The 13,339-nt window shown below is 51.0% G+C and carries 16 protein-coding genes; 15 read left to right on the top strand and 1 reads right to left on the bottom strand.

The features are described from left to right. Positions 1 to 2: 2 nt before the first annotated feature. On the bottom strand, positions 3 to 311 hold the full coding sequence (locus tag ACFPTP_RS16760) for a hypothetical protein (protein ID WP_381447166.1): 309 nt from the start codon (positions 309 to 311) through the stop codon (positions 3 to 5). Between the two features lie 96 nt (positions 312 to 407). On the opposite strand from ACFPTP_RS16760, the gene prfA reads away from it, so the two are divergent. From prfA to atpE, 15 genes are all read left to right on the top strand, one after another. Beyond that, the gene (gene prfA / locus ACFPTP_RS16755; protein ID WP_381447164.1) at positions 408 to 1,484 is read left to right on the top strand and encodes a peptide chain release factor 1; all 1,077 of its coding nucleotides are present in this window, start codon (positions 408 to 410) and stop codon (positions 1,482 to 1,484) included. Then, positions 1,477 to 2,325: a peptide chain release factor N(5)-glutamine methyltransferase gene (gene prmC, locus ACFPTP_RS16750; protein WP_381447162.1), complete on the top strand. Its 849-nt coding sequence runs from the start codon at positions 1,477 to 1,479 to the stop codon at positions 2,323 to 2,325. Before prfA ends, prmC begins: the two co-directional genes overlap by 8 nt. A 43-nt stretch (positions 2,326 to 2,368) precedes the next feature. Continuing rightward, positions 2,369 to 2,947: a stage II sporulation protein R gene (locus ACFPTP_RS16745; protein WP_381447160.1), complete on the top strand. Its 579-nt coding sequence runs from the start codon at positions 2,369 to 2,371 to the stop codon at positions 2,945 to 2,947. A 61-nt stretch (positions 2,948 to 3,008) separates the two neighbouring features. Continuing rightward, the gene (locus ACFPTP_RS16740; RefSeq protein WP_381447158.1) at positions 3,009 to 4,046 is read left to right on the top strand and encodes an L-threonylcarbamoyladenylate synthase; all 1,038 of its coding nucleotides are present in this window, start codon (positions 3,009 to 3,011) and stop codon (positions 4,044 to 4,046) included. A 98-nt stretch (positions 4,047 to 4,144) separates the two neighbouring features. Beyond that, positions 4,145 to 4,648, top strand: a complete 504-nt coding sequence (locus ACFPTP_RS16735) for a manganese efflux pump MntP (protein WP_381447156.1) — start codon at positions 4,145 to 4,147, stop codon at positions 4,646 to 4,648. 56 nt (positions 4,649 to 4,704) lie between these two features. Further along, a complete protein-coding gene (locus ACFPTP_RS16730) occupies positions 4,705 to 5,151 on the top strand; it encodes a low molecular weight protein arginine phosphatase (protein WP_381447154.1) in 447 nt (148 codons plus the stop codon). After that, positions 5,148 to 6,431, top strand: coding sequence for a methyl-accepting chemotaxis protein (locus ACFPTP_RS16725; protein WP_381447151.1), 1,284 nt, complete (start codon positions 5,148 to 5,150; stop codon positions 6,429 to 6,431). The genes ACFPTP_RS16730 and ACFPTP_RS16725 overlap by 4 nt, the downstream gene beginning before the upstream one ends. 310 nt (positions 6,432 to 6,741) lie before the next feature. Continuing rightward, a complete protein-coding gene (gene rpiB, locus ACFPTP_RS16720) occupies positions 6,742 to 7,179 on the top strand; it encodes a ribose 5-phosphate isomerase B (protein WP_252501936.1) in 438 nt (145 codons plus the stop codon). 17 nt (positions 7,180 to 7,196) lie between these two features. Next, a complete protein-coding gene (locus tag ACFPTP_RS16715) occupies positions 7,197 to 7,778 on the top strand; it encodes a TIGR01440 family protein (protein WP_381447148.1) in 582 nt (193 codons plus the stop codon). A gap of 23 nt (positions 7,779 to 7,801) precedes the next feature. Continuing rightward, on the top strand, positions 7,802 to 9,055 hold the full coding sequence (glyA, locus tag ACFPTP_RS16710) for a serine hydroxymethyltransferase (RefSeq protein ID WP_381447146.1): 1,254 nt from the start codon (positions 7,802 to 7,804) through the stop codon (positions 9,053 to 9,055). A 412-nt stretch (positions 9,056 to 9,467) separates the two neighbouring features. Next, the gene (upp, locus tag ACFPTP_RS16705) at positions 9,468 to 10,097 is read left to right on the top strand and encodes a uracil phosphoribosyltransferase (protein ID WP_381447144.1); all 630 of its coding nucleotides are present in this window, start codon (positions 9,468 to 9,470) and stop codon (positions 10,095 to 10,097) included. Positions 10,098 to 10,137: 40 nt separating this feature from the next. Beyond that, the gene (gene wecB, locus ACFPTP_RS16700) at positions 10,138 to 11,238 is read left to right on the top strand and encodes a non-hydrolyzing UDP-N-acetylglucosamine 2-epimerase (protein WP_381447754.1); all 1,101 of its coding nucleotides are present in this window, start codon (positions 10,138 to 10,140) and stop codon (positions 11,236 to 11,238) included. Between the two features lie 532 nt (positions 11,239 to 11,770). Then, the gene (locus tag ACFPTP_RS16695) at positions 11,771 to 12,145 is read left to right on the top strand and encodes an ATP synthase subunit I (RefSeq protein WP_381447142.1); all 375 of its coding nucleotides are present in this window, start codon (positions 11,771 to 11,773) and stop codon (positions 12,143 to 12,145) included. A gap of 29 nt (positions 12,146 to 12,174) precedes the next feature. Next, positions 12,175 to 12,888, top strand: a complete 714-nt coding sequence (gene atpB, locus ACFPTP_RS16690) for a F0F1 ATP synthase subunit A (RefSeq protein ID WP_381447140.1) — start codon at positions 12,175 to 12,177, stop codon at positions 12,886 to 12,888. A 70-nt stretch (positions 12,889 to 12,958) separates the two neighbouring features. Continuing rightward, positions 12,959 to 13,183, top strand: a complete 225-nt coding sequence (gene atpE / locus ACFPTP_RS16685) for a F0F1 ATP synthase subunit C (protein WP_252501943.1) — start codon at positions 12,959 to 12,961, stop codon at positions 13,181 to 13,183. Positions 13,184 to 13,339: the final 156 nt, after the last annotated feature.

The raw sequence follows: 13,339 nt of genomic DNA, 5'->3' as shown, positions 1-13,339 counted from the left end.
CTTCAAACGCTTGTCAAAAGGTGTTTTTTAATCGCGTTATACTTGATCCCTCGTTGCGCGACCAAATCAAGCTGTTCCGCGTCCAAAGCCAGCTTCCACGCGTCCAAAGCGAGTCTCCGCGCTTCCGCACGTCCAAAGTGAGTCTCCGCGCGTCCAAAGCCAGCTTCCACGTGTCCAAAGCGAGTCTCCACGCGTCCAAAGCCAGCTTCCATGCGTCCAAAGTGAGTCTCCGCGCGTCCAAAGCCAGCTTCCATGCGTCCAAAGTGAGTCTCCGCACGTCCAAAGCCAGCTTCCGTCCGTCCAAAGCCCATCCAACACTCCCACCCAAAGAAATCACTGTATTTCAGCGCCTTATTCCCGTACAATAAACATACAAAACAGACTGAGGACGAAGAGGTGCAATGACTATGTTTGAAAGGCTTCAAGCCGTTGAGGATCGGTATGAGCGATTGAATGAATTGCTGAGCGATCCGGATATTGTGAGTGATATGACCAAGCTGCGGACGTATTCGAAGGAGCAGTCCGACTTGCAGGATACGGTCGATGCGTACCGTGAATATAAGAGTGCGACGACGCAGTACGATAATGCGAAGGGAATGCTGGAGGAGCCGCTTGACGATGAAATGAAAGAGCTCGTCAAAATGGAAATCGCTGAGCTCGATGATCAGATCGAGTCGCTTGAACAAAGGCTGAAATTATTGCTTGTCCCGAAAGATCCGAATGATGACAAGAACGTCATCATGGAAATCCGCGGGGCGGCGGGCGGTGACGAGGCGGCGCTGTTCGCTGGCAATCTATATAGGATGTACAGCCGGTTCGCGGAGACAAACCATTGGAAAGTCGAAGTGATGGACTCCTCGCCGACTGAGCTTGGCGGCTTCAAGGAAATCATTTTCATGATCAACGGGAACGGCGCGTATTCCAAACTGAAATATGAAAACGGCGCGCATCGCGTACAGCGTGTGCCGGAAACGGAATCGGGCGGACGGATCCATACATCGACCGCAACTGTCGCCGTGCTGCCGGAAGCGGAGGAAGTCGAAATCGACATCCACGAAAAGGATATCCGCACAGATACGTTCGCGTCTTCCGGACCGGGCGGGCAATCCGTCAACACGACGATGTCCGCGGTTCGCCTGACGCACTTGCCGACGGGCATCACCGTATCGTGCCAGGATGAAAAATCGCAGATCAAAAACAAAGAAAAGGCGATGAAAGTCCTCCGTGCCCGCATCTACGATAAATTCATGCAGGAAGCGCAGGCGGAATACGACGAAAAACGGAAATCCGCCGTCGGGACGGGCGACCGCTCCGAACGGATCCGCACGTACAACTTCCCGCAAAATCGCGTGACGGACCACCGGATCGGGCTCACCATCCAAAAACTCGACCAGATCATCGAAGGGAAGCTGGACGAAGTGATCGACGCCCTCATCGTTGAGGACCAGGCGAGACGGTTGGAAAGCTTGGATCAAAATGACTGAAAAAATCCATGAGGCGCTCAATAAAGCGAAATCCCTTCTCGAATCAAAAAACTTGGACGAACACGCAGCACAGCTGCTTATGGAGCACGTCACACAAAAATCGAACGCCGCATTGCTTGCGGATTTACGAGAACCGCTCACACCCGAACAGCACACCGCTTTCTGGAATAAAACCGATGAGCTGCTGACAGGCAAGCCCGTCCAGCATATTATCGGCACGGAACAGTTTTACGGACTGTCGTTCGAAGTGAATGAACATGTGCTCATCCCGCGCCCTGAAACGGAGGAGCTTGTCTACGGCGCACTCGAACGGAGCCGCAAATTCCCTAAGGAATGCCGCGTGGCGGATATCGGTACAGGGAGCGGCGCGATCGCGATTGCCTTCAAAAAAGAGAGAACTGACGCACTTGTCACAGCGACCGATATCAGTGAAGCGGCGCTCAAAGTCGCGAAGCGGAATGCAATGCATAACGGAACAGATATCGACTTCAGGCTCGGCAATATGACGGAGCCGATCGAAGGGGAGAAGTGGGATGTCGTCCTGTCGAACCCGCCGTATATCGCGATGGAAGAATCGGAGCAGATGTCGCGGACAGTGCTCGATTTCGAACCGCATAATGCGCTTTTCGCGGATGATGACGGTCTATTCTTCTATAAGCAGCTTGCGAAGAAATTGCCGAAGCTCATGAATAAACAATCGCTCATCGGCGTCGAAATCGGCTATCTTCAGGGACCGCGAGTGAGTGAACTGTTCCAAAGGGCATTCCCGCATGCACGGGTTTCCGTCGAGAAAGATGTGAACGGCAAAGATCGAATGATATTTTGCGAGATTGATGAATAAAACCCTCTGATCCTGGTGACAATGTGGTCAGGAGGGGATCAATATGTTGCAAGACTATGAAATTACGAATCTAACAAACCTTAAACCAAATAAGTGGATGGATCGTTTGATGGTGGTAATCGAGTTCATTCTCGTGCTGTTCCTCATCCAGTCCGCGTTGATGTTATTTACAGGACAAGCAGGCCAGGAAGACGAGATCAGATTCCGGATCCTGTCGCATTCGAATGCGCCTGCGGACCAGAAGTTGAAGGAGGAAATCCGGCATGCCATCGAGCCGATGATTAATCAGGCGATTTCGCGGGCCGAATCAAAAGCCGAGATTGTGGATAATTTGAAGGCGATTGAAGCGACTGTTTTGGCGACTGCGAAATCGATGGCGGATGGACAGGATGTAAGCTTCGAACGGACGGCGGCATTGTTCCCGCCGAAACGGTCCGGCTTGGTCATCACGCCGCAAGCGCCATATGACGCGTATATTTTGACGATCGGCAGCGGACGGGGCGACAATTGGTGGTGCTCTTTATTCCCGAGAGTCTGTTTTCCGGACAAAGATGTGGATAAAAAGGAAGATGAAAAGGTCACTTTCTTCATTTGGGAGTGGATAAAGTCGTTGTTTGATTGAAGTTATCCACGATGAATTGTGGATAAGTGGATGAAACTGTGTATAAATGGGGGTTTACGACGTGGAAACTGAAATTGTTTCAGTGGATAACGATATGGATAACTTGCTAAGTTATCAACGGGCTGTGGATATATTGAAAAATGGTGGCGTAGTCGCGTTTCCGACCGAAACGGTGTACGGGCTCGGCGCACTTGCGACGGATGCAGATGCCGTGCAGCGGATTTTTGAAGCGAAGGGGCGCCCGTCCGACAATCCGCTCATCGTACATATTGGCAATAAAGAAGCTGTGGATAAATTTGCGGTAGATGTCCCGGAAAATGCACGCAAGCTGATGGATGCATTTTGGCCGGGTCCATTGACGCTCGTTTTCCATAAAAGACCCGGCGTCATTGCGGAAAATGTCTCGCCGGGCTTCGACACGGTCGGCCTTCGTATGCCTGACCATCCCGTGGCGCTGACGCTTCTGCGCACACTTGACGGACCACTTGCCGCACCGAGTGCGAATCGAAGCGGAAAGCCGAGCCCGACGGAAGCAGCGCATGTGTTGACGGATCTCAAGGGTAGAATTCCGCTCATCGTCGACGGCGGCAAGACAGGCGTCGGCGTCGAATCAACCGTTCTCGACATGACGGCGAATCCGCCAGAAATCCTCCGTCCAGGCGGCGTGACGCGCGAGATGATCGAGGAAGTGATCGGACCTGTTCACGCAGAAAGCAAGTCGCCAAGTGCCTCCGATGAAGAGGCGCCGCGTGCACCCGGCATGAAATACATGCATTACGCGCCGGAATCGCCGCTTTTCGTCATTCAGCCGGACGAAGCGGAAATCCGGGAAGCGGTCAGGCAACTTCATTCCGAAGGGAAGCGGGTCGCCGTCATCGGCCCCGACGAATTCGAGATAGCAGAGGCGGATTGGTATTTCCCGGTCGGTCCGCTCCATGACAATGTGGCAATGGCGGGGAATTTATACGGGGCGATCCGGAAATGCGATTTGACGGATGCTGACCTCATCCTCGCCGCAGCGACGGATCACAAAGGCGTCGGTGCCGCTGTGATGAATCGGCTCCTGAAGGCAGCCGACGGAAAACGGTTCAACGGATAATAGGATTTTTCGTATATGACCAACAGTTAATAGGATATGAATGACCTCCTAAACGTGCGCATAAGATGGATGGATGCGGAAGTTGGGAGGTCAATTCATTGTTGGAAATATTCGCTGCAAGTGTCACGACAATTGATGTCATCGTTGTGTTATCGTTGCTGCAATTGCGGAAAGGAAGGCTTGTTCTCGCACTGTGGATAACATTCCTGAATATGGTGCTGCCCTTCGCGGGATTTGTCATGGGGGATTGGTCCGCTCACCTGTTTTCGGTATGGAGCCATTTGCTGTCAGGTGTCCTGCTGGCATTGATCGGCATCCACATGCTTCTGCAAGACGATAGTAACGATCTTCTGAAACGGCGCCTTCATCCGACTGTCATAGCCCTTGCCGTCAGCTTGGACACCTTTTCGATCAGTGTTTCTTTCGGCATGCTTCACTTGAATAAAATACTGTTCATCTTCGCTTCGGGATTCCTTTCATTCATATTTTCTTGTCTCGCCCTTTATTTCGGACGGTTTTTGAGCATAAAGAATGGCAAGGTCCTCAGCGTGCTTGCCGGGTTGGCGTTGCTCGCCATGGGGATATTGTCATGTTTTAGATGAAATTATGTATTCCTTTATTCACGGCTATCAGGTATTCTAAAGGTAGGTGATCATGAATGAATATTTATTTTATTTGCACAGGGAATACATGCAGGAGCCCGATGGCGGAGGCGATTCTCCGTTCAAAGGCGATTGAAGGCGTTACGGTCCGGTCGGCTGGGGTGAGTGCGGTCGATGGGTTGCCGATTTCTTCGAACGCGAAGACGCTCATCGAAGGGGCGGACATGCCGTACACGCCGGTTTCGAACACGGTCACGGAAGAGGGGCTGGAGTGGGCGGATCTTGTGTTGACGATGACGTCGTCGCATAAGGCGATGCTGCTGCATTCATTCCCGGAAATGAAAGCGAAGACATTTACATTGAAGGAGTTCGCTGCACCCGGCGGATTCGGGGATGTGCACGATCCGTACGGCGGCAGCCTGGCCACGTACCGGAAGACATTCGATGAATTGGACAGGTTGATTGAGCAGTTGAAGATGAAGCTGACGGAGGATGGGGCATGAAGAGGAAGAAGTTCGGTTTGCGGAAAAAATTGGTTTTATTCGTTACGGTGCTTGCGGTTGTCACGTATTCGACGAGCGCCTTGTTCATCAATTACATACGGCCGGAGTTCTTGCCGGACGTCCAGCCTTTTGTATTTGAAATCATTACATATGCGTTAGGGATTATCTGGTCGGGCATCTTGGCGGCCTTGTTCAGTACGATTTTGACGAAGCCGCTGCAAAACTTGGAGAAGGCTGCGATCGAAGTGGCGGATGGCAAGATCGGTACGGATATCGAGCTGCCGAAGTCATCCGACGAAATCCGCTCCGTCGCGGAAGCGTTCCAGCAGCTTGTCGTCAATTTGCGGACGATCGTCGCGGAAATCGAGACGAATTTCGAGAAGACGGCGCAGACGGTCGACCAATTATCAGGTGAGACAAGCAGTGCGGCGCTTCAAGCTGACGCTGTCGCTTCGACGATCATGGAAATCTCCTCGGGTGCGGAAGCTTCGGCTGTCGCAATCCAGGAAACGGCGGAAGCAATCGAGGATGTGCGGACGCTTGCGGCGGAAGTGAGCAGCCGCGCGGAGGATTCTTCCGTTCAGTCGAAAGAGATGCTTGCGGAACTTGAACGCACGACAGATATGTTCCGGACGCTCGTCAAGGGGATTCGCGACATGTCGGATCAGAGCGAGCAGTCGCTCGGGACAATCCGTGAACTCGACCAAAATGCACAGAAGATCGGCGAAATCGTCCAACTCGTCGGCAGCATCGCCGGCCAGACGAATCTGCTTGCGCTGAATGCCTCCATCGAAGCGGCGCGTGCCGGGGAGCATGGAAAAGGCTTCGCCGTCGTAGCAGAGGAAGTCCGTGTGCTTGCGGATGAAAGTGCGAAAGCGGTCCACAGCATCGACGAACTCGTTAAAATGATCCAATCCGATGTCTCGAAAGTCGTGAAGGAAATGGAAAAACAAGTGAGCACGGCAGCGAACGAAGCGAACCGCGCCGATGCAACGAGCGGCAATGTCGAAGCGATGGCTGAAAAAGTGAACGGCATGGCCGATTCAGTCGTCAAAATTTCAGAGCTCGTCGAACACCAGCTATCAAATATCGAAACGACCGCCATGCAATCGCAGGAAGTCGCGGCCATCGCGGAAGAAACGTCCGCAGGCGCCGAAGAAGTCCGCGCAGCCACGGACGAGCAAGTGAAATCGATCGAGCAGACCGACCTGATGGCGAGCCGATTGAAGAAGCAATCCGAAGATCTGTATAAAGTCATCAGCCAGTTTGATCGTTCGTAAGGATATCGGTCATTTCCCGGCAGTTATCGGTCATTTGCGGCAGATTATCGGTCAATTCGGATGAGTTATCGGTCACTTGCGCCGAGTTATCGGTCACTTCCCAAGAGTTATCGTCATTTCGAGACCTTTGACCTACCAAGGAACTGCGCTAAAACGCGGCGAAAATCCATAAATTGGCCATACTCAATCGCGCCAAATGCTTTTCACCAATTAAATCATTCACAGCCCGAAATACTAACACCGGGGCTGTGTTTTTTTATAGAACAATGGTAAAATGACTTGTGAGTAAATTAAGAAAAGAGGCGAAGCAATGAAAATCGCAATCTCTTCGGATCATGGCGGCAATCGTCTGCGCCATGAAATCATGGACTTATTATCGGAACTTGGTTTGGACTATGAGGACTTCGGTCCGGACTCCGATGAATCGGTCGATTATCCGGATTACGCCAAACCTGTAGCGGACGGCGTCGCAAGCGGGAAGTTCGACCGGGGCATCCTAATTTGCGGAACAGGGATCGGCATGTCGATCGCTGCGAATAAAGTCAAAGGAATCCGTTGTGCACTCGTCCACGACGTCTTCAGCGCGAAGGCGACAAGAGGGCATAACGACTCGAATATCCTTGCCATGGGCGAGCGCGTCATCGGACCGGGCCTGGCAAGGGAAGTAGCGACAGCTTGGCTCGACACTTCATTTGAAGGGGGCCGCCACGAGCGCCGCGTCGCCAAATTGTCAGAGCTCGAAAATTAAGCGAGGTGGGCAAGACAATGGATGATGTATTGAAATTATGGAAGCTTCAGCTTGAACAGCTGCTATCGGAAATGGCGGAACAGACAACCTTCACGCCAGGCACATTTTTCGTCGTCGGCTGCTCGACATCCGAAGTCGCCGGCAAACGGATCGGGACAGGCGGTGCGCTTGAAGTTGCAGAAGCCTTATTCGGTCCGCTGCAGGCATTCGCGAAGAAGCACAACTTGAATTTGGCATTCCAAGGCTGCGAGCATATCAACCGCGCATTGACGATCGAACGCAAAGCCGCGGACAAAGCGAATCTTGACACCGTATCCGTCATTCCGGCCGTGCATGCGGGCGGATCGATGTCCACATATGCGTTCGAGCATTTGGAAGACGCGGTTGTCGTCGAATCCATTCGTGCAAATGCAGGGATCGATATCGGCCAGACGCTGATCGGCATGCATCTGAAGCCGGTCGCCGTCCCGCTCCGCACGTCCATCGACAAGATCGGCGATGCGGTCGTAACCACGGCGACAACTCGTCCGAAATTGATCGGCGGCGAGCGGGCGATCTACACACGCCCGGTGGAAGACTCAAGTTCATTCCAAGATTAAATTAGAAAAGGGGAAATGGAATCATGGATTTAAGCAATGTGAAACGTGAAGATACAGCTGTGTACGAAGCGATCATGGCGGAAAAGAACCGCCAGAACGCGAATATCGAATTGATCGCATCCGAAAACTTCGTGACGGAAGCGGTGATGGAAGCGCAAGGCTCCTACTTGACGAACAAATACGCTGAAGGCTATCCAGGCAAGCGCTACTACGGCGGCTGCGAACACGTCGACGTCGTTGAAAACATCGCACGTGACCGTCTAAAAGAAATCTTCGGCGCAGGCTATGCAAACGTTCAAGCCCACTCCGGTGCGCAAGCGAACATGGCTGTCTATTTCACAATTCTTGAGCCGGGTGACACCGTCCTCGGCATGAACCTTTCCCACGGCGGACACTTGACGCACGGCAGCCCGGTGAACTTCTCGGGCAAGCTGTACAATTTCGTCGAATACGGCGTCAGCAAAGACGACGAGCGTATCGACTACGAAGATGTCCGCCAAAAAGCGCTTGAGCACAAGCCGAAATTGATCGTTGCGGGCGCAAGCGCGTATCCGCGTGAAATCGACTTCGCGAAATTCCGTGAAATCGCGGATGAAGTCGGTGCGTACTTGATGGTCGACATGGCGCATATCGCGGGCCTCGTCGCAGTAGGCGAGCATCCGAGCCCGGTGCCGCACGCACACTTCGTCACATCGACGACGCATAAAACATTGCGCGGCCCACGTGGCGGTTTGATCCTCGTGAACGAGGAATTCGCTGAAGAATTCGGCCGCAAAATCGACAAAACGATCTTCCCTGGCATCCAAGGCGGTCCGTTGATGCACGTCATCGCTGCAAAAGCGGTTGCATTCGGCGAAGCCCAAAAGCCTGAGTTTAAATCGCATATCCAGCAAGTGAAGAAAAACGCTGCTGCCCTTGCGGAATCCTTGATGGCTGAAGGTGTCGACATCGTTTCAGGCGGAACGGACAACCACTTGCTGCTCGTCAACTTGAAATCACTCGGCATCACAGGCAAAATCGCTGAACACGTCCTCGACGAAGTCGGCATCACTGTAAACAAAAACACGATTCCATTCGACACGGAAAGCCCATTCGTCACATCCGGCATCCGTATCGGAACACCAGCCGTCACAACACGCGGTTTCAAAGAGGAAGAGATGAAGGAAATCGGCTCCATCATCGCGACTCTCTTGAAAAACCACGAAGACGAAGCGACGAAAAAAGAAGCGGCCGAGCGCGTCAAAGCGTTGACAGACCGTTTCCCGCTCTATGCTTAATTGTTGAATTGTGTCCCCGCTCTCTGCGCGAGAGCGGGGATTTTTCGTTTTGCTCGACTTTGGGCTGGTTATGCGCAATTTCGAATCAGTAATGCGCGAGTTTCCATGAGATATGAGCATTTTCGGATGAGTTATGCGCATATTTGAGCAAGTTATGCTCATTTCGGGACCTTTGACTCATGTTCAGTTCTTGGTTTGTCAAAGGCACTTGGCGCGATCCGGAAAAGTCCGTTAATAGAAGACACCGCGATACTTGGATGTGGATTTCTCTTCTATTTTCAACGGTGTTAACTAATATAATCCTCAAACAATTCAACATTCATCAATATCTGACACAATCTTCATTCCCAATGTGTAAATCGACATGTTTCTGTTATAATGTACAGGACATTCCGAAAAGGAGCGATTAGCAATGGCAAAAGTACATGTATTCGATCATCCGCTCATCCAGCATAAATTGACACATATCCGCGACGTGAACACGGGAACGAAGGAGTTCCGCGAGCTCGTTGACGAAGTGGCGACGCTGATGGCGTATGAAATCACCCGAGACCTTCCGTTGACGGAAGTGGAAGTGGAAACGCCGGTCCAGACGGCAAAATCAAATGTATTGGCAGGCAAGAAAATCGGGATCGTACCGATTCTGCGTGCAGGCATCGGCATGGTCGATGGCATCTTGAACTTGATTCCGGCAGCGAAAGTCGGACATATCGGCTTGTTCCGTGATCCGGACACACTCCAGCCGCATGAGTATTTCGTAAAACTTCCTTCCGACGTATCGGAGCGTGAATTCATTCTTGTCGACCCGATGCTTGCAACAGGCGGCACGGCTGTGGAGGCAGTGAATTCATTGAAAAAACGCGGTGCGAAAAACATCCGCTTCATGTGCTTGATTGCAGCTCCTGAAGGCGTGAAAGTGTTTACGGAAGCACATCCTGATATCGATGTGTATATTGCTGCATTGGACGAAAAATTGAACGAAAAAGGATATATCGTTCCAGGACTCGGAGACGCAGGGGACCGCCTATTTGGAACAAAATAATGGACTAGGAGTGAATGGATTGAAACGGAAATGGAAAGTGATGACGATATTCGGTACGCGGCCGGAAGCGATTAAAATGGCGCCGCTCGTACTCGAACTGCAAAAGCACCCCGAGGAGATCGAATCGATCGTAACGGTGACTGCGCAGCATCGTCAAATGCTCGACCAAGTTTTGCATGCATTCAACATCACACCAACATATGATTTGAACATCATGAAAGACCGGCAGACGCTTATCGACGTCGCGACCCGCGGATTGGAAGGGCTCGACGCGATCATGAAGGAAGCGCAGCCGGACATCGTGCTCGTCCATGGCGACACATCGACGACATTCATCGGCGGCCTAGCCGCATTTTATAATAAAATCGCAGTCGGCCACGTAGAAGCGGGCTTGCGCACATGGGATAAATTCTCTCCATACCCGGAGGAAATGAATCGCCAGCTGACAGGCATCCTTGCCGACCTTCATTTCTCGCCGACCGAAAAGTCCGCGCAGAACCTATTAAATGAAGGAAAGCAGGAAGACCGGATCTATATTACAGGAAACACGGCGATTGACGCGCTGCAAACGACGGTACGGGAAGACTATCACCATCCGATTCTCGACAAAATCGGGGACGACCGTCTTATCCTTCTTACCGCGCACCGACGCGAAAACCTGGGCGAACCGATGCGCAACATGTTCCGCGCCATCAACCGGATCCTTGAAAAGCATCCGGACACCCAAGTCATCTATCCGGTACACATGAATCCGGCCGTGCGTGAAGTGGCGGACGAAATCCTTGGCGGCAACACGCGGGTCCATCTGATCGAACCGCTTGAAGTCGTCGATTTCCACAACTTCGCTGCGCGCTCGCACATCATCCTGACCGACTCGGGCGGGATCCAGGAAGAAGCGCCGTCGCTCGGCAAACCGGTCATCGTCCTCCGCGACACGACAGAGCGTCCGGAAGGCATCGAAGCAGGCACACTGAAACTTGCCGGAACTGACGAAGAAACGATCTTCAACTTGACGGACACTCTTCTATCCGACGAAGCGGAATACAACGCAATGGCCAAAGCGTCCAATCCATACGGAGACGGCCATGCATCTGAACGGATTGTCAGTGCTTTGAAGGAATATCTTTCCAAGGCAGACTGACACGAGTCGACATTTTTGTGCATCTTGAACAACGCATGCACATTTATTGAAAATGCACGTATAACCAAGCCAGTGAGGGATTTTTTCATCGGGTCAAACTGAGGGAAATCCCTCATTTCTTCATGTTGAAATAATTGACTGTGCAAATATGTCTATTATTTGACAACGTGAAGACTTTGTGAAGAATTTCACGGGAATCAATTGACATCAAAATGCCCCTATTGTATGCTAACAAAGGGTAAGAATGATAGGGATTCATACATATGATAAACGCCACGATGACAAGCTTCAGGGCGATTCTATCATCCTTCACTGGACGTCGTTCCACATATGCCCCATGAGCGTGCCCAATGGCAACGCCTCCTGGTGGTCAGTTGCTTACGGCGATTCACTTACACTTATAGGTTCCGACCTTTTTCGGAGTCTCTATCAGTACAAGCCCTAATAGGGAAACGGCCAAAACCGTTTGTACGACACCCCGCTTTTCGAAATCGCCAGTCCCGGAAAATACGAATCAGGAGAATCACCCATCATGCATACACTGCGACAGATTTTTAATAGGCAGAAGAAGGCACTCTTTTTTTTGCTCGCATTGTTTGTCATCGGATGGGCTTTTAGTGCATTCAAACCGTTTTTCGCAGGGATGATCTTAGGCTCCTTATTCGGACTGTATAATTTCTTTATTCTTGTCCGTAGAATGGAAAGATTTGATCAGAACGTTTCGAAAGGGAAAGAAACAAAGTCAATCGGAGGAACCGCATTGCGATTCGGATCCGGTGTGGCGGCCGCAGCCATTGCGTTGTCGATGCCGGAGAAATTCGATCTGATCGGTACAGTGGTCGGACTGATGATTCCATACGTTCTATTGCTCGTCGACAGAATCGTAGTCCACGTCAAGCATTTCTAACTGACACGCAAAAGGGAGGTGAACGAAACGTGAACCATGAAAATCCGGATTTTATTAATATTCTCGGATTAAACTTTAACCCGGCAAACATACTCATGCTCTTTGTCACATGTCTAGTCGTCTTCATCATTGCAGTCCTCGCGACGCGCAACTTGCAAATCAAACCGACAGGCATGCAGAACTTCATGGAATGGGTCATGGATTTCGTCAAAGGGATCATCAAGAACAATATGGACTGGAAAACAGGTGGACGATTCCACGTACTCGGCATCACCTTGATCATGTTCGTTTTCGTTGCAAATATGCTCGGATTGCCGTTCGGGATTGTCTGGAAAGGCGAGCTTTGGTGGAAATCACCGACAGCCGATCCAGTCGTTACATTGTCGCTTGCTGCGATGGTTGTCATCTTATCCCATTACTATGGCGTTAAACAACTCGGGACGAAAGGGTACTTCAAAACGTACCTTCAACCGATGCCATTCTTGGCACCGCTTAAAATCATCGAAGAATTTGCAAACACGTTGACACTCGGTCTACGTCTTTACGGTAATATTTTCGCAGGGGAGATCCTGATCGGACTTCTTGCGACACTTGGGGCATCCAGTGTATTCGGTCTTGCCGGAGCATTGATCCCGTCACTTGCTTGGCTAGGATTCTCGGTCTTCATCGGAGCGATCCAGGCATTCATCTTTGTTATGTTAACGATGGTCTACATGGCACACAAAGTCTCAACAGACCATTAAGCATATATTGCCCCTTTTCAGGGTTAGTAAACAACAACAAAAAACATGAAATTTTAGGAGGATATTACACATGGTAGGTTCAGTTGGTCTATTAGCAGCAGCACTTGCAGTTGGTCTTGGTGCACTTGGAGCAGGTATCGGTAACGGTTTGATCGTTTCTAAAACAGTAGAAGGTATCGCTCGTCAACCAGAAGCGCGCGGTATGCTTCAAACAACAATGTTCATCGGGGTAGCGTTAGTTGAGGCCCTTCCGATCATCGCGACAGTTATCGCGTTCATCGTAATGAACCAATAATCGAAAGACAATCTTACAAAATGGCGAAGACTGCGGCGTAACTGCCCTTCGCCATTCATTTATGTAACAACTGACGTTTGAAATAGTACTTTGAAGTTGAAAATTAAGAATGACGTTCTTTCTATATTATATTGAAAATTGACATGTGCTCTTGAA

Source organism: Sporosarcina koreensis (assembly GCF_042655825.1).
GTDB classification, from domain to species: Bacteria; Bacillota; Bacilli; order Bacillales_A; family Planococcaceae; genus Sporosarcina; species Sporosarcina koreensis.
The sequence above is the reverse complement of the archived record's forward strand: the minus strand, read 5'-3'. Positions and strand labels throughout refer to the sequence as shown.

What these genes read in the sequence shown, in the direction of transcription:
- ACFPTP_RS16760 (WP_381447166.1), bottom strand. Translation starts at nt 311, where the DNA reads ATGGGCTTTGGACGGACGGAAGCTGGCTTTGGACGTGCGGAGACTCAC.
- prfA (WP_381447164.1), top strand. Translation starts at nt 408, where the DNA reads ATGTTTGAAAGGCTTCAAGCCGTTGAGGATCGGTATGAGCGATTGAAT.
- prmC (WP_381447162.1), top strand. Translation starts at nt 1,477, where the DNA reads ATGACTGAAAAAATCCATGAGGCGCTCAATAAAGCGAAATCCCTTCTC.
- ACFPTP_RS16745 (WP_381447160.1), top strand. Translation starts at nt 2,369, where the DNA reads ATGTTGCAAGACTATGAAATTACGAATCTAACAAACCTTAAACCAAAT.
- ACFPTP_RS16730 (WP_381447154.1), top strand. Translation starts at nt 4,705, where the DNA reads ATGAATATTTATTTTATTTGCACAGGGAATACATGCAGGAGCCCGATG.
- ACFPTP_RS16725 (WP_381447151.1), top strand. Translation starts at nt 5,148, where the DNA reads ATGAAGAGGAAGAAGTTCGGTTTGCGGAAAAAATTGGTTTTATTCGTT.
- rpiB (WP_252501936.1), top strand. Translation starts at nt 6,742, where the DNA reads ATGAAAATCGCAATCTCTTCGGATCATGGCGGCAATCGTCTGCGCCAT.
- ACFPTP_RS16715 (WP_381447148.1), top strand. Translation starts at nt 7,197, where the DNA reads ATGGATGATGTATTGAAATTATGGAAGCTTCAGCTTGAACAGCTGCTA.
- glyA (WP_381447146.1), top strand. Translation starts at nt 7,802, where the DNA reads ATGGATTTAAGCAATGTGAAACGTGAAGATACAGCTGTGTACGAAGCG.
- upp (WP_381447144.1), top strand. Translation starts at nt 9,468, where the DNA reads ATGGCAAAAGTACATGTATTCGATCATCCGCTCATCCAGCATAAATTG.
- wecB (WP_381447754.1), top strand. Translation starts at nt 10,138, where the DNA reads ATGACGATATTCGGTACGCGGCCGGAAGCGATTAAAATGGCGCCGCTC.
- ACFPTP_RS16695 (WP_381447142.1), top strand. Translation starts at nt 11,771, where the DNA reads ATGCATACACTGCGACAGATTTTTAATAGGCAGAAGAAGGCACTCTTT.
- atpE (WP_252501943.1), top strand. Translation starts at nt 12,959, where the DNA reads ATGGTAGGTTCAGTTGGTCTATTAGCAGCAGCACTTGCAGTTGGTCTT.